The organism is Paenibacillus sp. EKM301P, assembly GCF_011800295.1.
Lineage (GTDB): Bacteria > Bacillota > Bacilli > Paenibacillales > Paenibacillaceae > Paenibacillus > Paenibacillus polymyxa.
In genome coordinates, this window is record NZ_JAALFM010000001.1 from 360109 (window position 1) to 385221 (window position 25113).

General features: G+C 43.5%; 20 protein-coding genes and 1 pseudogene. 6 read left to right on the top strand and 15 right to left on the bottom strand.

Annotated elements, in window-relative coordinates; translation table 11 throughout:
- Positions 1-81: 81 nt before the first annotated feature.
- Positions 82-885 carry a lipid II flippase Amj family protein gene (locus HFD99_RS01860; RefSeq protein ID WP_017427474.1) on the bottom strand — a complete coding sequence of 268 codons (804 nt, stop codon included), beginning with the start codon at positions 883-885 and terminating at the stop codon, positions 82-84.
- Between the two features lie 152 nt (positions 886-1037).
- Here HFD99_RS01860 and HFD99_RS01865 point away from each other — a divergent pair, with 152 nt between their 5' ends.
- Positions 1038-1226 carry a hypothetical protein gene (locus HFD99_RS01865; protein WP_017427473.1) on the top strand — a complete coding sequence of 63 codons (189 nt, stop codon included), beginning with the start codon at positions 1038-1040 and terminating at the stop codon, positions 1224-1226.
- Positions 1227-1414: 188 nt separating this feature from the next.
- Here HFD99_RS01865 and HFD99_RS01870 read toward each other — a convergent pair whose 3' ends face one another.
- The gene (locus HFD99_RS01870) at positions 1415-2119 is read right to left on the bottom strand and encodes a YitT family protein (protein WP_025365179.1); all 705 of its coding nucleotides are present in this window, start codon (positions 2117-2119) and stop codon (positions 1415-1417) included.
- 420 nt (positions 2120-2539) lie between these two features.
- On the bottom strand, positions 2540-3466 hold the full coding sequence (locus HFD99_RS01875) for a DMT family transporter (protein WP_016822329.1): 927 nt from the start codon (positions 3464-3466) through the stop codon (positions 2540-2542).
- 303 nt (positions 3467-3769) lie between these two features.
- Between HFD99_RS01875 and HFD99_RS01880 the strand changes: the two genes are divergently transcribed.
- On the top strand, positions 3770-4183 hold the full coding sequence (locus tag HFD99_RS01880) for a hypothetical protein (RefSeq protein ID WP_025365180.1): 414 nt from the start codon (positions 3770-3772) through the stop codon (positions 4181-4183).
- Positions 4184-4663: 480 nt separating this feature from the next.
- Here the strand turns inward: HFD99_RS01880 and HFD99_RS01885 are convergent, their stop codons facing one another.
- The gene (locus HFD99_RS01885) at positions 4664-7189 is read right to left on the bottom strand and encodes a transglycosylase domain-containing protein (RefSeq protein ID WP_045244433.1); all 2526 of its coding nucleotides are present in this window, start codon (positions 7187-7189) and stop codon (positions 4664-4666) included.
- 192 nt (positions 7190-7381) lie between these two features.
- Here HFD99_RS01885 and HFD99_RS01890 point away from each other — a divergent pair.
- Positions 7382-7839: pseudogene (locus HFD99_RS01890) on the top strand (Y-family DNA polymerase); the annotation flags it as partial.
- Between the two features lie 202 nt (positions 7840-8041).
- Here HFD99_RS01890 and HFD99_RS01895 read toward each other — a convergent pair.
- From HFD99_RS01895 to HFD99_RS01905, 3 genes are all read right to left on the bottom strand, one after another.
- Positions 8042-9310 (bottom strand): DNA polymerase IV, encoded by a 1269-nt coding sequence (locus tag HFD99_RS01895; protein WP_016822332.1) that lies wholly within the window; start codon positions 9308-9310, stop codon positions 8042-8044.
- A gap of 792 nt (positions 9311-10102) precedes the next feature.
- Complete coding sequence (locus HFD99_RS01900) at positions 10103-11143, bottom strand: NAD(P)-dependent alcohol dehydrogenase (RefSeq protein WP_017427469.1); 1041 nt, start codon at positions 11141-11143, stop codon at positions 10103-10105.
- Between the two features lie 320 nt (positions 11144-11463).
- Positions 11464-12333 carry an SDR family NAD(P)-dependent oxidoreductase gene (locus tag HFD99_RS01905; RefSeq protein ID WP_123797353.1) on the bottom strand — a complete coding sequence of 290 codons (870 nt, stop codon included), beginning with the start codon at positions 12331-12333 and terminating at the stop codon, positions 11464-11466.
- Between the two features lie 222 nt (positions 12334-12555).
- Here HFD99_RS01905 and HFD99_RS01910 point away from each other — a divergent pair, with 222 nt between their 5' ends.
- Positions 12556-13461: a helix-turn-helix domain-containing protein gene (locus HFD99_RS01910; RefSeq protein WP_016822335.1), complete on the top strand. Its 906-nt coding sequence runs from the start codon at positions 12556-12558 to the stop codon at positions 13459-13461.
- 660 nt (positions 13462-14121) lie between these two features.
- Here the strand turns inward: HFD99_RS01910 and HFD99_RS01915 are convergent.
- Positions 14122-14979, bottom strand: a complete 858-nt coding sequence (locus tag HFD99_RS01915; RefSeq protein WP_123797354.1) for a GRP family sugar transporter — start codon at positions 14977-14979, stop codon at positions 14122-14124.
- A gap of 136 nt (positions 14980-15115) precedes the next feature.
- A complete protein-coding gene (locus HFD99_RS01920) occupies positions 15116-15955 on the bottom strand; it encodes an AraC family transcriptional regulator (protein WP_031461715.1) in 840 nt (279 codons plus the stop codon).
- Positions 15956-16232: 277 nt separating this feature from the next.
- Here HFD99_RS01920 and HFD99_RS01925 point away from each other — a divergent pair, with 277 nt between their 5' ends.
- Positions 16233-17597, top strand: coding sequence for an MFS transporter (locus tag HFD99_RS01925; RefSeq protein ID WP_031461716.1), 1365 nt, complete (start codon positions 16233-16235; stop codon positions 17595-17597).
- A gap of 314 nt (positions 17598-17911) precedes the next feature.
- Here the strand turns inward: HFD99_RS01925 and HFD99_RS01930 are convergent, their stop codons facing one another.
- From HFD99_RS01930 to HFD99_RS01945, 4 genes are all read right to left on the bottom strand, one after another.
- A complete protein-coding gene (locus HFD99_RS01930; protein ID WP_016822341.1) occupies positions 17912-18199 on the bottom strand; it encodes a stage VI sporulation protein F in 288 nt (95 codons plus the stop codon).
- A gap of 111 nt (positions 18200-18310) precedes the next feature.
- Entirely contained in the window at positions 18311-20359 is a 2049-nt protein-coding gene (gene recG, locus HFD99_RS01935) for an ATP-dependent DNA helicase RecG (RefSeq protein WP_031461717.1), read from the bottom strand.
- A 1-nt stretch (position 20360) separates the two neighbouring features.
- On the bottom strand, positions 20361-21227 hold the full coding sequence (locus tag HFD99_RS01940; protein ID WP_016822343.1) for a DegV family protein: 867 nt from the start codon (positions 21225-21227) through the stop codon (positions 20361-20363).
- A gap of 48 nt (positions 21228-21275) precedes the next feature.
- Entirely contained in the window at positions 21276-23060 is a 1785-nt protein-coding gene (locus tag HFD99_RS01945; RefSeq protein WP_031461718.1) for a DAK2 domain-containing protein, read from the bottom strand.
- A 498-nt stretch (positions 23061-23558) separates the two neighbouring features.
- Between HFD99_RS01945 and rpmB the strand changes: the two genes are divergently transcribed.
- Complete coding sequence (gene rpmB / locus HFD99_RS01950; protein ID WP_013310881.1) at positions 23559-23747, top strand: 50S ribosomal protein L28; 189 nt, start codon at positions 23559-23561, stop codon at positions 23745-23747.
- Between the two features lie 223 nt (positions 23748-23970).
- Here rpmB and spoVM read toward each other — a convergent pair whose 3' ends face one another.
- Both spoVM and rpe read right to left on the bottom strand, forming a co-directional pair.
- Positions 23971-24051 carry a stage V sporulation protein SpoVM gene (spoVM, locus tag HFD99_RS01955; protein ID WP_010345573.1) on the bottom strand — a complete coding sequence of 27 codons (81 nt, stop codon included), beginning with the start codon at positions 24049-24051 and terminating at the stop codon, positions 23971-23973.
- A gap of 390 nt (positions 24052-24441) precedes the next feature.
- Positions 24442-25110, bottom strand: a complete 669-nt coding sequence (gene rpe / locus HFD99_RS01960; RefSeq protein WP_016822345.1) for a ribulose-phosphate 3-epimerase — start codon at positions 25108-25110, stop codon at positions 24442-24444.
- Positions 25111-25113: the final 3 nt, after the last annotated feature.

Consider the following 25113-nt stretch of genomic DNA (forward strand, 5'->3'; position numbering starts at 1 on the left):
CATTAAGGCTGACCCGGAATCATCTTTATTAGATGGTCACGGGTCAGCCTTTTTTGGATATGGCAGCACATCTTTACTGATCTAGCTCATCACCCACCCAAGCCAAATGGCTAGCGGTACCAGCAATAGCTGAGCTAATAAAGTTCCTGCCAAACGCGAGATGATCATCCAACCGTACACACTATTCATCCGAATTAGGGGTAGCTCCCCTCGTAGCGTTTTTTCTGACAACACCGCCAATCTTGGATCAATTAACAAGGTCAACAATACCGTTGCGACGCCATTGATTAAGCCTGACGACATTGACATTGCCGTACCTTGGGCGGGCCATAGAAATGACGCATACAAGGCAGATACCACTCCAGTTGTATAAATTGCGGTAACGGCAATATTTAAAATAATTAGACGCTTGGGGATCACTCCACTGATCAGGGAGGTAAGCATGGACCAGCTAGGGCGCTTTATGTAGTAGCCTGCATGCTTCCAGCGATTTCGACTCATTAAATGACGTATTAAAGCTGGAATAGATCCAGTATGCTCCAAATGCACAATCCATCTGGCTGACATGCGCACCACTGTTGGATACAGTAATATAGCAAACATAGTTCCAACGGTGGCGGCCAGCAATACCCCGTGCATATACAGTTCCAGTCTCGTATCCGTTCCGCCCAATTGTGCTGACTCTTTAGCCTGATCGACCATCCCTCCAAGTAAAGGCCCCTGCGCCATATTGGAGGTGCGTGAAACCAACAGCAGCATTCCGGCCACGGTTAAGGCCAATCCAATCCGACGTGCTCGCAAACCACCAAGCCGAAGAGCATAAGACAAGCTATCGGTAGTATGAATGATGATGGTTAGTAAAAAAACGAAACCCCAGGCAAGCAAATGTTCCACTCCTTTTTCTGGTATTCTGCACACCATTATACGCCTTTTCTCAAGATATATTTTACAATACATTCATTACCTTAATTTTTGTTTGTCTAAGCCAACAACGGGTAATACATAATACAACATCTGCTAAAAAGGAGTGTGCAACAATGCCTTGGAACAAACATGATTACCCGCCATCCATGAAAAATCTGGAACCCCGGGTGCGAGAAAAAGCCGTTGATATCGCTAACGCTCTACTCCGCGAGGGCTATGAAGAAGGGCGTGCTATTGCGATTGCCACTGCTCAAGCTGAAGAATGGAACGATAATCATCCAGTAGAAGAAAATAAGAAGTAGAAAAAATATAAAAACAGCATTCAAGTTACAATGGGTATGACCAAAATTTTGCTTTTTCTAATTCTAAAGAGTCCTTCATGTGCTGCTGAACGTGAATTGCCGAGCGATCAAAGAAGAGGGAGATGAAGCTGAATACAGCGAAAGGGTGTTACGTAAGAAGATTTCTCTCCTGACGTAACACCCTTTCCTTATTGACGAAGGCTGTGGACGACCCGCACTGTTTTGGCAACTACCTTTTTAGCGGGATTAGCCGCTGGCAGTACCTTTTTCACAGGTCGGTGCAATTGGAACGTGGTCGTCCATGTAATTATTTTTCCGGCAAGCCACACAGCCAGTATAGTAAACATTGTTTCCTTTACAGGCAGATACAACAGCGATAATCCTAGCACGATGATGTCACTGACAATAAACACGTTGCCGATTTTCCATCCGCGCCACTCGCTCACCAGCAGAGACAAAATATCATCGCCCCCGGTTGCTCCACCGAATCGCAGTACGATTCCGGCTCCTAAACCTGTGAGCACCCCACAAAGTAGAGCTGCTATCAGCAGATTTCCATGCAGATCTATAACCAGAGTCGAGTATTTCTCAAATCCTGCATAAAACAGTGAAAAGGCGACGGCTCCGATTAATGCTAGCATCATAAATCTTTTGCCCTTCAGTACCCATGCCAGCAATATGACAGGAACATCAAGCAACAGCATACTCCATGCTGGAGATATGCCAAACGCATAATGCCCCAGCAGAGCTAAGCCTGCAAATCCGCCCTCTGACAAATGATTCTGGGCGTTAATGTGATAGTACGTAAAAGCTAAAATGCATGTTCCGAGCAACATGACAGCAATCTGTCTCAGTGCTCCATTGTTCACGATAGATTCGTAAGTTTTCCTCATACAGGCTCCCTCGGTTTCTCGTAAGTTTGATGTGGATGAACCCACTCTTACGGAAGCAACCTGGTAAGATGTGCCTGGAGGACTTGGTCCTTCGCATGTACAATCCCCTCTTCCGCAGAGTTGGCTTTCGCAACTTGACGTTACTCCGCGGAAAAGCTAAGTATAAGACAGATCAAATCGTTTCCAAATCGTCCTTTGGGGAAGTATCCTTCGGGGACACATGGTATCCTGATCCTTTCTTTTGTGGAATAAAACTCCGACATTTCTGTGGTGCATATAATTCTATAATTTATTATACCACACCTTGTCACCTGCTAAACAGCTTGCTTTTTTGCTGCACCATATTTTATTTTATGTGTGAGCATGCTTTATTGTATGTGCGAGTTGACGCATTATACCAAAGGTTTGGCGAGTACACACTCAATGACCTGAGTGTGTTTTATTTTCACTTGGAGTTATTACCCTTAGTTTGGCTGTTCTGCGCTGATTGGCCATAAATACGCCCCCGAGTATAAGAACCAGACCGGTCAGCACGTTCCAGCCGATATGCTCATTCAGAAGTAAAAAGCCCCATACGATGGCACTCACTGGTACAAAATACGTTACCGAAGAAGCGAATTCCGCACTCCCCCGCAAAATCATATAGTTGAACAAGATATATGCTACCCCTGAACCCAAAACTCCTAGTCCTATTAGGGAACCTAATACTCCTGGAACAGAAACGATCGACAAATCTGGTCTCTCTACAATTACCATCATAATACCACCCCCTGCTGCCGCACCAAACAGTGTCGCAAAGGTAGCCTGATACATGGAAAGATTGGAGAGAAAACGTTTGGAGAGCTGTGTTCCAAATCCGTAGCAGAGAGTCGCAAGCAGCATACATCCAAAACCTACCGGATCAACAGAAATAATAGAGGCAGGATTAATACCCAATAAAATAATAATTCCTATAAAAGCGAGCCCCATTCCTAACCACTGCAGGCGATGAAATATAGCTCCGAAGAAGACAAGACCCACCAACATAGTCCATATTGGCGTGGTGGCATTCAATACAGAAGCCATGCTGCTAGCTATTCTGGTCTCACTAAAACCAATCAATGTCCATGGTAAAACCATGTTGACACATGCTACCAGAATAACCGATTTCCACGGAATGCTTTTGATTTTAAACGGCTTGCGTATAAGAAGCATTAATAAGATGATAAAAATAAGACCAAAACTGGATCGCAGAAATACAATGGTCCACGGTCCTACTTGATGTAGCAATAACACCTTAATAAACATAAAAGAACCGCCCCAAATAAGGCTCAACAATAATAAAGCTACATATAACGAACGTGACAATATGTAAACCTTCTTTCTCGACTTTCTTAAGTTAAAAGTAGAAAACGACCGCTATCAGAACGCTATCCCTTCTATGTAAGTTTTTTATCCATTAGCTTAACACAAATTTTGTTTGACTGTCATCGGTCATATACGAAAGAATCTTTACCACAATGGCACATGGAATTAGGACTTCCTGACACTTTTCCAATAATTGATGATTGCTTTGGCAACAGAAAAATCCCTATGATGAGGTATATCCAGAACGTATGTTCTATATACTTATTATATATTGTACTTTCACTCCGCGTAAAGGAGATATTTATGACAAACAAAAAGGTACTTGCTAACAAGCATAAAGCTCCTCTGCCTTCTGAAGAAGACGCAGGACTGATCAAAATGTGTGTACTTCTAACACTTGTACTGGATGTGCTGGAGCGAGACATTCGTATTATGAATATCTCTCCTCTAAAAATGCCCGATTTGTATATTCGTAGCCTGACTGGAGTACAACAGCGCGTAACTGTTCAATTAGCAGACACAAAAGCACGAATGAAAAGACAGGGAGTGAAAATATACAGCGAAATCCGAAATCATGAAGGCGTAGAGGTTTTGTATGTATGCCGCGGTTACCAAAGACGATTTTTCATGCTTTCATCCTTTGCCCGCAGTGAGGTTCGGCGTAAACTCGGATACTACCTGGGAATTGATCTGACCCAAGACTATGACCCCTTATAATTTCGCCTTGCCTACTTGCCTGAACAAAGAGAAAATTTTAAAGCCCATTGGTTACATGCAAATAATTTGGCTCGTATTTTCAAAAAGGAGAAATCTAAAATATGAAAAAAGAGCAGAGCCGCATAAAATGCTGGCTCTACTCATAATTACAACAGGCTGCTGGGATCAGGACAGCTTAAAGGATGCCAGATTGGCAAATGCATCGATTTATGATCTTACTCCTAAGGGCCTACTCCAGCAAACACTAGAAGTTGTAGATGAATCTCAAACCAATGAAGGTAAAGTACCAATGAAGTTTATTCAGGCACCGAGAATTCTGTCCGACAGATGTACCGGAGCCTGACTATCCAACTTCCCATTCAAGGTAGCCATTGTAATGGAATAGCGTTGGAATGAGGAGTATCCCCGTGTCCGTTTTCATCCGCAGGTCACTGTCAATATTGTTGGAAACGGTGTTCTAAACTAGATCGTCCATGTTGCTTAGTTGTTGGATTGATCAGTCGTTGGTTCAGGATCGATAACCTCATCAGGCTGAGTTTTTGGAGCACCACTCTGGTTCTCTGATTCAGAAGGTGTCTCCGGCACGTTTTCAATAGAAGGTTGCGAAGTATCTGTTGATGGCACATCGTTATTCTCATCAGGCGGTTCGATCTCTGCGTCTGTGTCAGGAACAGAAGGAACTGTTTCCTCTGGTGGAACCTCCTCTTGATCTGTTGCTGGTACCTTGATCTCAGGGACATCTTCTTTCTTGATATCTGGTTTGGACGGAACTACTGGTCTAGCAGAACGTGGAAGCTGTTCTCTTCCGACTTCGGTCGGCACGTACTTTTGGTTAAACCAGTCAGTCACGAGGTGACCTGATTGGCGGGAATAGCGCCCTGGCAGCTTACCTGTAAGACTAGATACCGTAACTTTCACAACGCCTTCCGGCTGTATAAAATGCTTATTCTTAAAAAGCTCAGGCTGGTCCTTGACCGCCTCATTCATGATCAACGCCCACACCGACTGTGCTCTGGTGTGACCTTCTTGAGATAATGTATTAACCTGTTGACGATAACCAGCCCATACGCCTAGCGTAACGTCAGGTGTGTATCCCATAAACCACACATCACCAAAGTTCTGTGTCGTACCCGTTTTACCCGCAATATCAATGGTACCGTAGCTCTTAAAAGCTTTTTGCAGACGTTTGCCAGTTCCTCTTGGGTCTGATATAACGGTTCTGAGCATATCCGTCATCAAAAATGCGGTTTGCTGCGAATATACACGTTTCGTCTGTGGTTTAAATTCATATACAATCTTACCGTTGGCATCTGTAATTTTACTGATCAAGTGAGGGGCATTATACACGCCCATATTGGGAATTGTTCCGTATGCTGCAGTCAGTTCCTCGACAGATACCCCCTTACTAAGTCCACCTAGAACTCCTGTTTGAGCATGTTCATCCTGCGGCTGAATCGTCGTAATTCCAAGAGAACGCACAAAATTCCAAGCGTTTGGAATTTTAACTTCATATAAAAACAGCCTCAGTGCAGGGATGTTAATTGACCGATTGAGTGCTTCACGGGCTGTCATAAGCCCCTCATACCTTCTGTTATAATTTTTAGGAATATGATAACCCTTTCGTCCGTCTTTCAATATGATTTGTGAATCATCAATAAGACCGGCGGGCTGAGTGTAGCCCTTCTCCAAAGCAGGTAAGTAAGCAGCAATAGGCTTCATGGCAGAACCGGGCTGACGTGTCATTTGAGTTGCATAGTTCATTTGCTCGGTATTAAAATCCCGGCCCTCGATCATACCGAGGATAGCCCCTGTTTTATGATCAATCATGATTGCCGCAATCTGTTCTAGTCCCTTCTTCTTACTGTATGGAGAAAAATTTTGTGGATTAGCTGCAATCTGTCGCATATTGCTATAAATTTTTTTATTTATCGTTGTATAAATTCGATAGCCGGACCGTTGCAACTCTTCTCGCGTATTTTGAAGAAGTTCAGCATGCTCAGGCTTAGAAATCTCGGCTGCTGTGAGATTCGGATTTTGCTGGAGTGCTAACAGCTGTGCGGCCTCCCGCTCTGTTTCCAGCATCAAATAAGGGAATGTGTTATAGCTTTTTTCGCGATGGGGTGCAAGAGTCGCTCTCACATCAAATTGAAGCGCATCATTATATTCGGACAGTGTGAGCTTGCCTGTTTCCAGCATTCTTCCCAACACAACACGTTGGCGCTCCATCGCTTTGTTGAAACCTTCTTCATCAAAATTCCCTTTACCATCAAAAGCGGAATAAACAGATGGCAGCTGTGGAAGACCTGCCAAATAAGCCGCTTGAGCAATATGAAGCTTATGTAGATCACTTACATTAAAAATTCCTAACGAAGCAGACTTGATTCCATACAAATTGTAACCAGCGGAACCATTACCAAAAGGCATTTTATTTAAGTAAGCCGTTAATATTTTGTCTTTGCCCATAAAACGCTCCATACGTAGTGCCAGCAGCATTTCCTTCACCTTTCGGCTGTCCGTTTTATCCAGACTGAGGAAAACTCTTCGGGCTACCTGCTGCGTCAGTGTACTGCCGCCAGTTTGGCGGTTTTCATTCAAAAGTTTCTGTTTGACAGCACGAGCCGTCCCCTTTAAATCTACACCATGGTGCTCATAAAATTGGCTATCTTCTGTTGAAATGAGGGCATCCACAATGGACTGAGGGACATCCTTCAGGTCAACGAGCTGTCGGTCCTCTTCCATGCGCATTCTTCCAACCGGAGTTACCTGATCATTAAAAAATACAAAACTGGTCAGAGCATTCTCATTTACCTTTTCATATATCAATTGACGTGATCGTACAGGTTCATCATGAACCAGTGCCGCCACATAACCGGATATAAGACCTCCGGCAAACAGCACTCCAAGTACACCCGCAAGCGAGAACCACTTGATATTAATCAGCAAAACTCTGCCAAAAATGCGCCACCTACTGCGTTTTTGAGATGATGGTCGACGTTTTGGGTTCATAAAAATGGTTTTCTCCCCTCAATATTCATTCATTTCCACTTGTTTTTGTTCAAGATAATATGATACGCCATGCTAGGTTTCCCGTAAACTGTAATGTTCCAAAAAATACATTTGTATTAGGAACACTTGTTCTATATATAATACTACTATAAGGGTATATGTTCAAGAATATTCTGGAATATGATTAATCACATGCCAGGAGAGGAGGTCAACATTGTGAAGGAGCGTGGAAGTAGAACCATATTTCTAGCGGACTGCCAAAGCTTTTACACGAGCGTCGAAAAAGCGGATAATCCCGCATACCAACATAAGTCGCTCGTTGTGGCCGGTGACCCTGCACTTCGTTCAGGCATTATTTTAGCCACGTGTCCGCTGGCCAAAAAACATGGTATATCCACTGCAGTACGTCTGGGGGAAGCTGTAAAAAATGTCCTGACCTTATCATTGTACGCCTGCGCATGCAGCATTATATCGATGTCTCATTAAAAATAACAGAAATCTATAATGAGTATACGGATTTGGTTGAGGTTTTCAGCATTGATGAACAATTTCTGGATATGAGCGGAAGTCTCTCCCTGTTCGGAGATCCGTTGAGTATTGCAAGTGAAATTCAGCGGAAAGTGCTGGGACAAACAGGAGTATGGATTCGAACCGAAGGAAAAGTATAAAACACAGCTAAAATACCAAATAGCATTGTAGTATTAACAAAGTCCAGCAATAATTTTCTAGACTTTAATTCAAAGATTAACAGTTTTTTAGTTTTACCTGTTTCCCAAGAACTCTTCAGACCAATATGTAGTGGGATCTGACCTTGCTCTAGTAATTCTAAATTACATCAGTATATCCCTTCATTTATTTATAATGCCCCCCGATTTTTAGGGATCTCTCCAGTGCCTGACCAGCTTGGGTCAAAGAGGACGCTCTTACGATAGCTGCGCTACCATAGCGTTCTTTAATTTTATCTGTTGCTTCTTCCAAGGAGCGGATACGCTCATGATCCTCAAAGAAGGAAAGTTGATAAGTTTGGTCGTCAACCAACCCACTTAAAGTGACACCTAAGCGTCGTATCGGCATACCGTTCCAAAAATTATAAAATATTTTTTTTGCTGCGTTGTACACTTTATTCGTATTGTTAGTCGGATCTGTAAGCTTCATTTGCCTGGAAAATCCGGTGGGAGCCTCATATGGGCTACATATACAACTAACGGTCACGACAGAGCCCATGCACCCCTTACGACGACTGTCTCGACAAACTTCTTCCGAGAGTTCAAGCAGGATGGTCTCTACTTCATTTGGTTCCAGATAATCTTGGGGTAGGGTCATCATATGGCTTACCGACTTTTGTGGAGAACTGAAGGTATACGGAGCTACAGGACTCTCATCTAGACCATTGGCTGTTTTCCACATGACCTCCGCCTGTATATCCGACTGTTTTCCAAAACGAGCGCGAAATTTAGACTTAAGATCTGGTAGAGACGTTCTAGCGATATCTCCAATGGTTGTCATACCAAGCCGCTCAAAATGGGACGACATCCGCGAACCTACCCCAAACATTTTATTAACTGGCTGTGGCCAGAGCAGCTGCTCTAATTCTGTCTTGGGCAACGTGAATATACCGCTTTTAATTTTTTTAGCCCAAATATCGGTTGCGCTTTTGGCAAGAACCTTATTGGAACTGATTCCTATTCGTACCCAAACCCCGGTTTGTAAAAGAACCTTCTTTTGAATTTCTCTTGCAACGGTTAAAGAATCTCCAAAAATTTTAAAACTACCCGAAATGTCCAGAAACTGCTCATCGATACTAAACACCTCTACCAGGTCAGTGTATTCCTTGTATATATCCGTAATTGCTAAAGAGACATCGATATAGTGTTTCATACGGGGACGGACGATCACAAGCTCAGGACACTTCTTGAGGGCTTCACCGAGCCGTTCTGCTGTAGACACCCCGAAACTTTTGGCCATAGGACATGCTGCTAAAATAATTCCAGACCTGCGTGCAGGATCGCCTGCTACCGCAAGCGGTTTATTTTTATACTCTGGGTAGGAAGCTTTTTCTACACTCGCATAAAAAGACTGGCAATCCGCCAAAAGAATTGTCCGCTCAGTTGTTTTAGTCATGCTGCACCCTCCAAAAAAACGATCATATACGTACGAACATGTATTCTTATTTATTATAATGCCAAACATTAGTTCTGTATTCAGGTAATTTATAGGATTATGTAAATCAATCATCAAAATTGGGTATCTGGTACGAGCGTGGATCATCACATTATTTCTGTGATCATAAAGGCCAAGAAAGCTTAATGTGCTCGTGGGGGATGAGGATCGGAACGGAATTCTGGTTGGCTGGGCTTCATCTTTTAAATGTCAACAAAATAAAGAACCAATGTATAACATTTTATCTTGTCTTGAAAAAGCGGAAACTTGGTATACACATTTGAATTCAATTAAAAAAAGGCTTTCTTCAACGATGTCGTAGGTACATTTCCGCTGTATGGACTGAATTTCATGACATTTATAGTTCCCAATGTACTTTTAATTTCTTGAAAAGCTCTAGTAAGCTGTGCTTTGTTAGTAATATCCGCAGCAAAACCTTGAGCCTCAATTTAGTTAATTGCTCAGTATACTGGTCTAGTTTCTCTTATGTTCTTGAAATCATAGCGAAATCCGTGTTTACCAAACGTTTTAGCCAGTGAAAAGTCCAATCCGGGATCTGCACCAACTATGGCCAATGTTTTCAATGCAAATTCACTTCTTCTCTTTTTAAATTCTTATGAGTTAATTTACTAGCGTATTTATAAATTAGAAAAGCGGACGAGCAGCAATTCGTCCGCTCTATTGTAAGTCCTGTCTTTCAGATAAGTGCTTTTGATGATGTTTGGTCTATTGAGTTATCCTCGAAAATACGACTTAAAAGGTAGATGTATCAATAACAAATCGATATCGTACATCATTTCGGATAAGTCGCTCAAAAGCTTCGTTGATTTGATTGGTGTGAATTACCTCAATTTCAGGGACAATACCATGCTCTGCGGAGAAATCAAGCATTTCTTGGGTTTCAAGAAGATCGCCTCCAGGCGTTGCTGCAATTCTGCGACGACCCATAAGCAAACTGAGCGTATTAAATTGGTTCGGCTTACCGGAATCACCGATGATAACAAACGTACCATTTATATTAAGCATGGATACGTAAGCATCTAAATTAAGACTTGCAGAGGTCGTGTTGAAAATCACATCAAATTGACTAGCTAGCGTCGAGAATGTGTCAGGATCGTTCGTTGCATAGTAATGATCGGCGCCAAAACTTAGCGCATCGCTTTTCTTATCCATTGTCTGACTCAAGGCCGTAACTTCAGCTCCTAATGCATGGGCATATTTGATAGCTAGGTGGCCGATACCTCCAATACCGACGATAGCGACTTTTTTGCCTGGACCTACTCCCCAATGTTTCAAAGGATAGTAAGCCGTAGCTCCTGCACAGAGTAGTGGACTGGCAACATCTAAGCCCAAACTATCTGGGATCTGAAGTACGTAATTTTGCTTCACTACAATTTTTTGACTGTAACTACCGTAAGTAATATTTCCATCGTAGTCTACGGAATTATACATCATGACCATGCCCTTTTTACAGAACATATTCTCACCACGTAGGCAATTCTCGCACTCTCCACAAGAGTTCACGAGAGGCCCTACTCCAACCCGGTCACCCACTACAAACTTAGTTACTTCCGTTCCAACCGCTTCTACAATTCCTGTCATTTCATGACCGGGAACCATTGGGAATTGAGAGTAACCTCCATCATTATGGACCATATGAACATCGGTGTGGCATACACCACTATACTTAATATCGATTAGAACATCATCTGGGCGCAATACCCTCCGTTCAATCATCGTCCGTTCAAATGGCGCATTCGCACTGGGAACACTCAATGCATGAACTTTACACATACTTGTTATACCCCTTTCATTTTTCATATTATATATTTCAGATATTAGCTAAATTGTTGTATTTGAATTGTATTCGTATCCCTATCTCATCCCCCTTCATACACTATTTCCAGCCTACACTTAGGTACAGCGTGATAACGCATCTAAGGTTGTCTTAATGGATACTTATAGTTTAAAACTCCAGATCTGTGGTTAACATAGCCTGATTACAGACAAAGTTGTCCCTATTACTGATTATTAGGAAAGAAAATGAATACAAAAAGCCCCTCAACTTCAGGAAAGCAGAGGGGCCATCGTTAAACCTTATTATTGCTCCGTACTTATTTATTCATATAAGGGCTAATAACCTTTTGGCAATAATCCCAAACTTTTATTTCGTTTTCTACAGAATAATATCGATCCCTTGGTTTTTCCTCCTTCATGTTACCAAAGAATTTCCCATTAACCTTTTCTACTTCTTGTGATGTGGCCAAATATACGGTTGTAGCAGCTCCTTTTTCTGGCGTATTCATGAATGGAAGTGCCAACTTAAACACTATATTATTAATAAAACCTTTATCGTTGTCTTGTCCAAATCTAGTCGCAACAGCACCAGGATGTAACACGTTCGCAGTTATATTTTTCAGTCCCCTTCTCATTAGTTCAGCTGACCAGTGTCTTGTGATCCAAATCGTATACAATTTGGAGGATGCATACGCACCGGACGAGGTGTAGTCCTTTTCCAACTGTAAATCGCTGAAATCTGGTTTTTTGGCAATCCTATGTGTTGCGGAAGAGGTATTAATGATCCTTGCTGAGGGGCTTTTTGAAAGAACATCTAATAATAACTCTGTTAAGAGCAATGGTGAAAATACATTAAGGGTCATTGTCTTTTCAAGTCCCTCCTTGGTTAGCTCCCTATCTTTACTGAATATAGCACCAGCATTGTTAATCAGGACATCCAACCGATCGTATTTCTGTTTAAAAGCTGCAGCCATGCGTTTGACCTCAGCAAGAGAAAACAAATCACCTGTTATAATGTCCACCTTATTGTTGCCTGTTTTAGCAATTATCTCTTCACATACTTTCTGTGCTTTGTTTTGATTCCGTCCATGAATGATCACAGTGTGTCCCTGCTTTGCCATGGTTTTCGCCGCAACTTTTCCGATTCCATCAGTAGCTCCAGTAATAAGGATGATTTTTGTAATCATCGTAATTCTCCTTTTCATTTAAGTAATATATTTATACTGCAACCCATTCGATTAGGTACATATCCAGGTTACTGATGATATTGTCCAGATTACTGATAAATAGTTCTGTAATTCAAACAAGTTTATCGTGGATTAGACTATGTCTTACTTGAAATTCAAAGGATATGATAAGAAGAGCTTTCTATTTGCGAGGAATTGTTTTGTTCATAAGGAGGGCAAATCATGTTAACGGTTGAATCAATATCTGACTTACATGAATTACTCGGATACAATAAACCTAAACATCCATTAATTACTGCGATGAATTTTGAAAATGCTAATCCATCGGAAACCATGTTTAACACTGACGTCATGTTGAATTTTTATGTGATATCTCTAAAAAGTGGTACTCAATGTGATTTTAAATACGGCAGAAAAAACTATGATTTTCGTGAAGGCAGCCTTGTTTTCACAGCTCCTGGTCAAATCATGATTTCTGAGGGCAATTATACACCTGAATATTCGGATGGCTGGATGCTTTGTGTTCATCCTGACATGATCAGAGGAACCACACTATGGTCAAAAATATCCGAGTACAGCTTTTTTGAATACGAAGCAAATGAAGCCTTGCAGCTCTCTGAACAAGAGAGAGAGACGATTGAACGTATAGTGAAGAACATTGAGAATGAATACAGTAAAAATATAGACCTTTACACGAAAGAACTCGTTGTGTCCAATTTGGAATTACTCTTAAACTACGCTAAACGCTTTTATGGCAGGCAATTTATCACTAGAGCAGTGGTTTATAAAGACGCCGTCACCAAGTTCGAAGAGCTTTTAAATGAACTGTGTACTGTGGATATTATTGAAAGATCAGGTACACCAAGTGTAAAAGGTCTTGCTCAAGCAATGGGGTATTCACCTAATTATCTTTCGGACATGCTAAAAAAAGAAACCGGTAGAACAGCTCAGGATTTTATCAAATCCAGGGTGCTGGAACTTGCAGAAAACTTGCTTTTAACGACTAAAGAGCCTATTCATCAAATTGCTGAGAAGCTTGGATTTGAACAGCCTTCTAGCTTCACAAAATTTATAAAAACGCACTTAGGTTTGAGTCCAATGGATTTCAGAAGACAGCATTTGGTATGAATAAAATTAAAAAAGGGTTTGTCTCTATGTTTATTTTGAGACAAGCCTTTTTCCTAATGTTCATCCTATCCATCGAAATAGAATAAAAACATTATATTGACACTTTTTGAGCCTCTCAAAACTGTAAAACATCATTGCATTTATTAATTATTATAAAATACAACTAAATAAGCTTGTCCGAATAACACACCTATCTTAAACACCTGTAATCAGGAAGTATGCGCAACGAAATTTCTGCCATGTACAAAGCTGGTCTGTCACATATATTAATGCACCACATTTATGACTGTAGTAAAGTGCAGTAAACCGATGACCTTTCTATTATTTATAAAACTGCTTTTACAGCGGGAGATGTTATTTCAATCTCAAAAGCTACTCACCTGAAAACTACTTCCTTTGACAGTGATTGCGCGTCCTATGACCGCTGTTAAACACAAAATTCCAAAAAAACTCTATGCAAATGGTTAAACCATTCACATAGAGTTTTCTCATTATCCGTTTACTTGCGAAAGCTAATATTTTTAATATTTCTCAATATTTCCGCCTCGGTCAGCCGCAATCTGTAGCTTGCAGCGCTGGACGAGAACGGGTACGCTACAAGCTATCTCAAAAGGTACGGGTGTGTAATCAGCGCATTCCGCTAAATTCAATTGCTAAATCTCAGAGCTTGACCAGGCTGATCAATCCTACTCCGGCCATGATTACCGCAATGCCGACCAGTAGACGAAGCCATTCCTTGGGACTCTTCTTTTCCCTAAAAATCAGAATACTGCCAACGCAGGAGATGGCGATACTCGCCTGAGAGATCGGAAAACTGGCAGCGACTCCAATAAGCCCATTCGAAATGAATAGGGCCAAATTCGCTACGCTCCACGACAAGCCTGTAGACAAGTTGCGCAGTATCTGAACCAGATGGAGCTTTTGCCCTCCCTTGCAGTTCATTAAAAGCGCTGAACACAGCATGCCAAGTGATTGCGGCAAGATGACCGACAGACCGGAGACATGAAAGACTTGATTAATAATAACATACAAGGTTAAGGCAATAGCTGAACAAACCAACATGACAAGAATTTGAAGGGGCAAAGGCTTGGACAAACCACTTGATTTGCCCTGATAGCTCGTCAGCAAGATGCCAGACAAAATAAATATAAGCGCTGCTAATCCAATACCAAATTGGTACCCAGTCGTCCATTCGCCCAAGATTAGTGCTGCAAAAAGCGTCGTTCCCATAAGTTGTAGCCCACAAATAATAGGAATGGCCGTTGAAACGCTTACTTTCTGGAAAGCTTGAAATTGAAGCAACTGTCCTACGGACCAAAACACACCTGAGACAAAGCTCACAATAAATGGTGTGATTTGAAAGTTAACAGGTGAGTACGAATACAGGCACAGTGCGAACAATACGGCACCGATGACCGTCCCCGTCAGTTGCTCGCGAGGACTGGCTTTTGTCATTTGCGCCAGTATGGGCATGAATCCCCAGCCTATGGCTGGAATAAAGGCAATGAGTGTATCCACATGCAGTTCCCCTCTCGTAAAGTGAGTCCTTCCGTGCAATCCTTTAAAATACCATGCAGGAAAAACTAACAGCTTTACGATATCAAAATACACCCACCTCAATCACCAGTATTTTTAGAAGATATATATAGCAAAATCAAAGAATATTTTCACGATAAGCGCTGGGAGAAATGCCCATCATTTTTTTAAACGCCCGTGAAAAGGTCAGTTGATCCGAGTAACCGACCGAATTGGAGATTACTTGAATAGAGTAACTGGTATCCTGTAACAGCTCGCATGCCTTTTTAATCCGAATGTTCATTAAATATTGCTTTGGTGTTTCGCCTATTTCCTGCTTAAAAACAGAGGTTAAGTAATTTGGGTGAAGGCCGAGATACTCTGCCACCTCATTGATTTGAATGCCACCGTTGTAGTTTTTCTCCATATAGTTGATAGCTTGAACTGAATAGGGAAGCTCTTGTTTCACAGGCATCGTTTCACCCGATTCATGCACCAGCTTGGCGAGAATATGGCACAAATACCCCTGAATAGCCAAGGATGAAGAAAGCGTATTATTCCCTATACGAAGCATTTCAAGAATGGTCGAATGAAAAAAAGTGATGTCTCCGATACTTACCACATACGGATTATCCTGAACAAGAGAGATGTTCTGCAAGTACATTTCGGATTTGATCCCCATAAACCCCACCCAGCTGTACTCCCATGGCTCGTACTCATCAGCTTGATAATAAGCGGCCTTATTGGCAGGGATTAAAAAAGCCTGTCCTTTCCCTATGTTATATGTTTCCTTATCTAATACCAGTTTGCCTCTCCCCTTTAATACAAAGTGGATAAGATTGAAATCCCTGGCGATAGGCCCAAAGTCCTGGTTGGGAGAACAAGGCTCGGAACCACAATTATATAGGATTAAATCTGTAATATTTTTATGTTTTGAACTGGTACGTGTATCTACAAATTGAATCATATTCTCACTCATTCCTAACCTCCACGTTTCAGAATTTAAAAGTTAACCAAGGGCGGTGTTCCCGTAACAAATATAGCATAAATTAAGAATTATGTTATAAGAGCTAAAAAGAAACTTCAACCTGTGAATATTTGCGACAATCTTTGTTTTTGCTATCATCTGCTTTAGAAAAATCATGTACTCCTCCTGCAGCTTTTGTTATTCTGTATCTCAAGATAACGCTTACAAGTTTGCGTTAAACGTATCATTACAGCTGTTATGATCGTCAATTTTTGAAAGGGGTTAAAACATGCTTACTTCTGCATCTGCAAAAAATAATGACAAAGTCAGTTTAAAAACGCTGATCTCTTACTCACTGAGTAGTTATGGGATGAATGTTATTTACAATTTAACCGCCGTTTATCTTATGTTCTTCTATACTGACAGCTTTGGATTGAATGCGCTTGCAGTTGGGACATTACTGATGGTGGCACGGGTGATTGACGCGGTAGTTGATATCTTTATCGGCATTGCAGTCGACAACACGAATACGCGTTGGGGGAAGTTTAGGCCTTACATGTTCATCGGGGCTTTCTTGGTAACACTCACCACCTTCGCACTCTTCCTCAGTCCGGACCTTTCTTCCGCCGGGAAGCTGGTTTATGCCTATGTTACCTATATCGCTTGGAGCATTAGCTATTCCATATTGGATATTCCGTATTGGTCACTGTCCGCCGCTATAACCAAAGATGCTGCAGAACGAACCAAGGTCGTGACTGTTCCTCGTACGGTTGCAAGTGCCGGCTTGTGGACGGTCAATGTCGTAGCGCTTCCCCTCGTCCATTTCTTCAACGGCTGGGCTGGAGCGGTTGCTGTACTTTGTGGCCTGTTCTTCGTCTGCATGATGTTTACGGTGTTTGGCGTAAAAGAAAAACACGTAGTGCCTCGCCATGAAAAACAAACGTTAAAAGGAGTACTCCGCCTATTCTTCATTGAAAACCGACCTTTGCGGCTGTTGATCATCTCGTTTTTTATTATCGAAATGACTGCCAACATTCGTAATGCCTTTACTTTGTATTATTTCAAATACAACCTAGGTGCCGAAGCATTCATTCCACTGTTTATGGGACTAACCGTGGGATTTCAAATCGCAGGTAACGTCGCAGTTCCGTTCATTGCCAAGTGGATCGGCAAAAAAGGCACTAGCATAGCAGGGGTGCTAATCACCTCCATATCCATGATAGCTCTTTTCTTCTGCGGCAACTCTATTGTACTTGTCTTTATTCTCAGCTGTATCATTTCTTTCGGTGTGGGGCTGAACTATGTTGTCATGTCCACAATGCTAGCAGATTGCGTCGATTATGGAGAGTGGAAAACTGGAAACAGATCAGAGGGGATGGTTTTCTCAGCTAACGTTTTCCGGGCCAAATTGGCGGCCGCAATCGGCAGCGCCGTGGGTGGTTATGCGCTGGCGTTAGCGGGTTATCAGCCTAATATCGTCCAAACAAATACAACCCTAATTTGGCTCACACTACTATTTACAATTATTCCGGGGGTTCTGACATTTCTCTCCGTATTTCCAATGAAGAATTATGAGCTGACGGAAACAATGAACAGAAAAATTGTTCAGGAGGTTCGGGCAAGACGGGAACAAGGTGAACCATCCGTACAGTAACCGGATTCTGGTCCTTCGCGTGATGCGCTTACTGGAGCAGTCACCGTGCTAGCCTATACAATTTTCTGGAGCGGAGGCGTTCTCTGCACCGAACAACGGTACGTCCAGGTGTACAGGCCATGGAACGGTCTATCAAGATTGGTGGTTATTACGAATAGAATTTCACACTAAAAGACTACTGCCTATTGCCCGGGGAATGAAATACAAAAGCCTTAAATAAAGCCAAAAAGGATCGCCTAACATCAGGCAATCCTTTTTTATCTATGCTTCACATAAAACATGGAAAGTGCTTTGAAGCACCCGTTCGAACAGCATCAACGGAACATTCCCCATAGCTTGATCAGATGGAACGTATTAGATGGATCAATTTTTTGTGCCAATACGAAGGCAGTCAGTTGCTCCTCCTGTGTAGCCGTCAATCGCTCGTTTAAAATAGCAGAAGTGGTCTTCACAAGATGACGCACCTTAGCTTTGTTTTGCAGATCTGCTTTGGTCACGCCCTCGATCTGCTGCTTAACCCGCTCCTTGAGCGCACGATTTTTCATTTTTAGCTTAATCCGCTCCACCAGTTGCGGACTAATTCCATATTGCTGATAGCTCAATGTTGCCACACCTCCCATATCATTCGGTCATTCCCAAATATATGACGGTCAGCCTGTCCATTGTACCTATCTGTTAGAAACGTTTAGAACATCCTCATCATTCATGGTGGGTCAGTCGATAAGATCCCCTTGGAAAATCTGCTCTTTTTGCAAATAACCGCGAAGTGCTTCATGCTGCGGAGATGTCCAAAAAGAGGAGTCCTTGATTAGATCAGTTGCATCCTCACGTGCCTTTTCCAGCACCTCAAAGTCCGCTACCATATCTGCTAACCGAAACTCGGGCAACCCGCTCTGCTTGGTGCCAAAGAAATCCCCCGGCCCTCTCAAATCCAGATCGCGTCTAGCAACCTCAAAACCATCGTCCGTATCGGTCATTACCTTCATCCGCTCTTGACCAACCTCCGACTTAGGATCAGCGATCAGTACACAGTATGAGGCATGTGCGCCCCTTCCAACACGTCCACGTAACTGATGTAGCTGGGACAATCCAAAGCGATCTGCATCCATAATAATCATTAGCGTCGCATTGGGCACATCTACCCCCACCTCTACAACCGTGGTTGAAACGAGTAGCTGAACCTCATTTGCATAGAAGGAACGCATAACTTCTTCCTTTTCTGCAGGAGTCATTCGTCCGTGCAACAGCCCAACGCGATAATGTGGAAAAGCCTGCTGCATTTGGATATGCAGATCGATGGCATTCTGTACATCCAGCTTCTCTGACTCTTCAATCAACGGGCAGATTAGATAAGCCTGCCGTCCCTGATCTACCTCACGAGAAATAAAACCGAGCACTCGATCCATCAGTTCGTGCTTCACCCAATACGTAGAAATTGGAATCCGTCCCTTTGGCCGCTCTGATATTGTAGAAACATCCATATCACCAAAAGCAGTAATCGCCAGCGTACGCGGGATCGGTGTGGCGGTCATGGTCAGCACATCGGGGTTGTAGCCCTTGCGGCGCAGTACACTACGCTGGTTGACTCCGAACCTGTGCTGCTCATCCGTTACAACTAGTCCAAGCTGGCGGAAATACACATCCTCCTGAATAAGGGCATGCGTGCCCACCACAATATCCAGCAGACCCATTTGAAGAGCGGCAAGCAACTCCTTACGCTTCTTCCCAGTTGTACTTCCTGTCAGTAACCCCACGCTGATTCCAAAGGGTTCAAACAGCTTGTGAAGCGACCGCATATGCTGCTCGGCCAATATTTCGGTTGGCACCATCAGTGCTCCCTGAAAACCGGAACGTACTGTTGCGAATAAACCGATGGCGGCAACCACAGTTTTCCCCGACCCAACATCCCCTTGAAGCAGACGGTTCATACAATAAGGTGAGCGTAGATCGTGCAGTATTTCAAGCTCAACCTTCTTCTGTGCATCCGTTAATTCAAAAGGCAAAGCCCTCACAAATTCACGGATCGTGGCGTTATCCACCGTATGCACCACCCCATCCGCTCGACCACGATTTAACGCTCGGAAAGCCTGCATTTTCAGCTGGAATAAAAAGAGTTCCTCATACACCATCCGTCGCCGAGCCTCTTGTCCCTCTCGATTGTCCTGAGGTTGGTGTATACCTGCAATGGCCTGCTTGCGCGGCATCATACTATACTTGCGTACCAGCAGATCTGGCAATATCTCGGGAATCATTTCACCAAACTGCTGGAGCGTCTGATTCATTATTTTTCGCATCCAGCTCTGCGTAATCTTGCCACCTATAGAGTACACCGGTTGAAGTGTCCCCGAACGAGCCACTCCTTTATCAGGGAACTCAGAGTCTGCAACAGTCATCTGCATTCGCTTAAGATCCCATTTCCCAGTCACCACAATTTCACGACCTGATGTTAGCTGATCCTTCAAAAAATGCCGATTAAACCATGTTGCAGTAAACATCCAATCCTCAGCCATCAATTTACAAGTTAACCTTGATTTGCGTCCGTAACGCTGAAGCACCGGAATGCCCATAATTTTCGCCTGTACTGTAATCTTATCTCCGTCCTTCACTTCGCTTAGCGATCGCAGTCGGTAATCTTCATACCGAAACGGATAATATTCCAGCATATCTTGCACGTTAGAAATGCCAAAAGCGTGAAGCTCCCCTTCTTTGAGAGCACTCACGCCGTGTATTTGTTTTAATGGTATTTGATCCAATTGCAGCATATTACCTCTCATCTCCGGCCGGCCATGCAAAAATACCAATCGTTCCTGGTCCCACATGTGTTCCGATCACAGCGCCAAGTTCAGTATATATTTGATCTCCCAGTTCAAAATGCTCTGCCAGCTGAGCCACAAACGCTTCTGCCGCCGAGCGATCTGCCGTATGACCCACAGCAATATTAATTTTTTGGCCTTTTAAATCCCGCTCCAGCAGTTCAATAATTCGTGCTGTCGCTTTTTTATGCCCTCTCGCCTTATCAGCCGAATAAATAATACCTTCTTTGTCAATCGAAAGAATTGGCTTAATGTTAAGCAACGTACCAACCATAGCCGCTGCCTTGCCAATTCGTCCGCCTTTTTGCAAGTATTCCAGTGTATCCACCAGGAAATACAAACAACGGCGTTCCCCGAGACGTTCCACACCCTGAATAATTTCAGCCGGGGATTGCCCGGCAGCTGCCAGCTCTGCGGCGTAAACCACGAGCATACCGTATCCGTACGAGGCCGACTTGGAATCCATAACGGTCACTCTATCTTCATGCTTCTCCAACATGGATTTACCCAGCAGAGCGGACTGGTACGTTCCGCTCACACCGGAGGATAAATGGATAGAGATAACCTGGCTCTCGGGGTATTGCTCCAGCAGCTCCGTGTACGTCTCCAAAAAACGGGCTGGTGATGGCTGTGACGTTGTAGGTAGTTCATCAGCCCGTACCAGTTCGCTGTAAAACTGTGCAGCTGACATCTCAATACCGTCCAGGTAAGCTGTGCTGCCGAACATCACCGTCAATGGTACAATGACTATGCCGAGACGATCTGCTATTTCCTGTGGAATATCAGCCGTGCTATCTGTCAAAATGATAGTTCTCATCAGTCAGACCTCCTTTGTAGTGGACTACCATGGGTGTGCCAAAGCACATCAGGTTTCCACTGAGAACAGATAAGGATAAATCGGCTGACCACCTTCATGAACTTCCACTTCAACATCCGAATAATTTTCTTCAAGCCACGCAACAAGCTGATCTGTCTCTTCTTGTTTTGCGTCCGAACCTGTAAGAATCGTAACAATTTCATCGCCATTCACCAGCATTTTCGCCAGCAAAAGACGGGATGTTGCCATTAATTGCTCCTCAGTCGCCACGATCTTAGAATCCTGAATACCAATGTAGTGGCCCGCTGTAATATGCAGATCATCAAGTGTCGTATCCCGAACCGCATAGGTCACTTGTCCAGACTTCACACGGGTAACTGCGTCCCGCATATTATCTTGGTTTACCTCAAAGGCTTCTTCCTCTTGGTAAGCAAATGCTGCTGCAATGCCCTGAGGAATTGTTTTGCTTGGAATCACCGACACGAAACGTTCCACCTCTAGCAATTCACGCGCTTGTTCAGCAGCCAAGATTATATTGGAATTATTCGGCAGAATAAAAATATGTTGAGCCGCGATCGAGCGAGCCGCATTCACGAAGTCTTCTGTGCTCGGATTCATCGTCTGACCACCCGAAAGGACAACATCAACACCCAAGCTTCTGAAAATATCAGCAATCCCTTCACCAGAAGCCACAGCTATAAAGCCAAAAGGTGCTAGCTCATGAGCTGGAGGCTCAGATGGCTCCTCCTCACGTGCAGGCTCTGTTGGTATTTCTGCAAACCATTCAGGCTCAGGAGCACCATCCATACCTGCTGACAGCAAATCACGATGCTGCTCGCGCATATTCAAAATTCGAATCTGTGTAATTTCCCCGTAACGCAGCGCAAGATTCAAGACTTCACCTGGAGCCTTCGAATGCACATGAACCTTGATGACATCATCATCCGAAATAACGATAATCGAATCACCATCTACTGACAACGCTTTCCGGAAAGCTTCCTCATCAAAATTTGTACCTTGCGCTTCGCCCAATTGTCGATTAATAAAAAACTCCATATCATACAAAAATTCAATATTCTCCGTTTCGAGCTTCGCCTGCGCAGAAATCGGCGCATCTGGAGAAGGAGCAACAGGCGCAGCTGTAGGTCTCTCCAATACATAAGGAGCAAAAACCGGGCGTACACTATCGCCTTTTGAAGTTGGAGATGTCACCAATCCGCTTCCAAGATGCTGCATAAATCCTTCATAAATATACACAAGTCCTTGTCCACCCGAGTCTACAACCCCTACTTGCTTCAGTACAGGGAGCATGTCCTGCGTCATGGCGAGCATTTCCTTTGCTTTGGCAAGCACTTCTTCCATCAGTTCTGTGATGTCGTTCGTCCGGCGCGAGAAAAACACAGCATGTCTGGCCGCTTCCTTCGCCACGGTAAGAATTGTACCCTCCACCGGCTTAACCACCGCCTTGTAGGCCGCATCCACCCCGCTCTGCAATGCCGATGCGAACTGAAGGGTATTCAATTCCTCGTATGGGGCAGCGTAACGGCTGAAGCCACGGAACAACTGAGACAGGATAACCCCTGAATTGCCGCGGGCCCCCATCAGCAAGCCTTTGGATAAGATGCCGGACATGACACCGATGGAGGAAGAATCTCCCCTCTTCAATTCCGTTACGCCCGCGCTCATCGTCAGATTCATATTGGTTCCCGTATCACCATCTGGCACCGGGAATACATTTAGTGAATTGACATGCTCCGCATGCTGCTGTAATTGTTCCGCCCCGGCTAAAACCATCGCGGTAAAGTCTGTTCCATTCAAAGAACGATTACTCAAGAGAATTCCCCTTCCTAGCTTAATACAATTGTTTTACAATCCATCTTCACAACACATGTTCAAGGTTCAATTGAATTATACTAAAGCCAGACGACGAATACGAATGTCACCCTTTCGTAAGCTTCCGTAACCATCCTCTGGTTTCTTTCCACAGCTCATATAATATGAAAAACCAGTCAACTGCCCAACAAAAAATCATTGGCCGGAATGATGATTATGGTCCCGCCTCTGAACTGCCCGGCATGACTGGAATAAGAATTCACATTCCATTAAAAAACAAAATAGTCGCAGCAATAGCTATCCCATATTGTACTATAATGCGAAAGAGAAATAAATAAAGTTTTTGAATCAGTTGACGGAGCTTTTTTGACTATGATATTATATTTAAGTATTGTTTTGTTCAGGTTAGTGACTTATAAAGTCCGGCTGACCCAGTCGGCCTGAAGAGCGACCCATTCCATATGGAGTTTGGTTATTTTCAGAATAGGAGGTGGAATCATGTCTCGTAAATGTTCTGTAACAGGCAAAAAGCCTGGCAGCGGTAACCACGTATCTCACGCTAACAACCGTAATCGCCGTACTTGGGGCGTCAACGTACAAAAAGTTCGCATTCTCGTTAACGGTAAACCGAAACGCGTTTATGTCAGCACTCGTGCATTGAAAGCCGGTAAAGTGACTCGCGTGTAGTCGTAAAAAAATATCGTTATAAACAAAAGGCACCTCGTTTTAAACGGGTGCTTTTTTGATTATTCGAATAATATCCCACTGATTCAGGAGGACAAAATGTCAGGCAACTTCCCGCGCATTCTTGTCTTTTATTGCCGAGCTATCAATCTGCTGTGCCCGGGAAGCGTGCCTCCTGTGTACCTTTCGCCTTCATCCTACATCCTGTGTCAACGTTACTTTGATTTCAGTTCTTCTGGAATGTATTCAAAATGGCTTTGACGAATCCACCCAGAAATTTTGGCAGCTTGATTGTGTAAAACTTCATGCCTCACCCTCCCCATCATCCTCCTGCATCCGTTCTCTGTAGTTTATGCAACCTGTCAAGGGTTGTTGCCCCACAAAAAAAGGCTACATGAGAATCCCGCTCATGTAACCATATTTATGCACAACCATCCCAGGCTATACCATCAGACAAGTCCGCGAACATAGAGATATGCTGAGAGTATAAAAATAAACAGAATATAATAAAGCACACTGCAGACCACAAAACCGATACGCAAACCACGCCGTTCATTTTTACGAAAATAAAACAGGACAATAAGAACAGCCAAAAGTGAAAGTATAGCATTCCAAGGCATCTTCACTAGCGAGAAACAACTGAGTGTCAAACCGGTCAGCATGCTCGCTAAGGTCATCCACAGTGCTTCAGTTAGCTTCACTTGGACAAATGAGCGACACTATCCCGAATAGCAGCAATAGCCGCTGCACGGTCTGCTCTGCCGTACACTGCACTGCCTGCCACTAACACGTTAGCACCCGCTTCAAATACGGCTGGTGCCGTCTCCTCCGCAATACCTCCGTCCACCTCGATATGTACGTCTGGACGACCCAATTCGTTCAACCAAGCACGGATTTGTCTGATTTTATTCAACGTCTCTGGAATGAAGGACTGGCCCCCAAAACCAGGGTTAACCGTCATCACAAGAATCATATCTACATTGGGCAGCACTTCCTTGATCGCGTATGGTGAAGTCCCCGGATTGAGAGCCACTCCCGCCAGAGCGCCTTGCTGCTTGATCATGTGAAGGACACCATGCAAATGAACACAGGCCTCCGCATGGACCGTGATGATATTAGCTCCTGCCTTTACAAAATCACTAATATAACGTTCAGGCTGCTCAATCATCAGATGAACGTCCAGTGGGAGAGTTGTATGCGGCCGAATAGCCTGAACGATAGGGGGGCCCAGTGTAATATTGGATACAAAATGACCATCCATAACATCCACATGAATCCAGTCTGCCCCCGCTGCTTGGACTTCCGCGACTTCACTGCCCAAACGAGCAAAATCAGCGGATAAAATCGACGGTGCTATTTTTAACATATG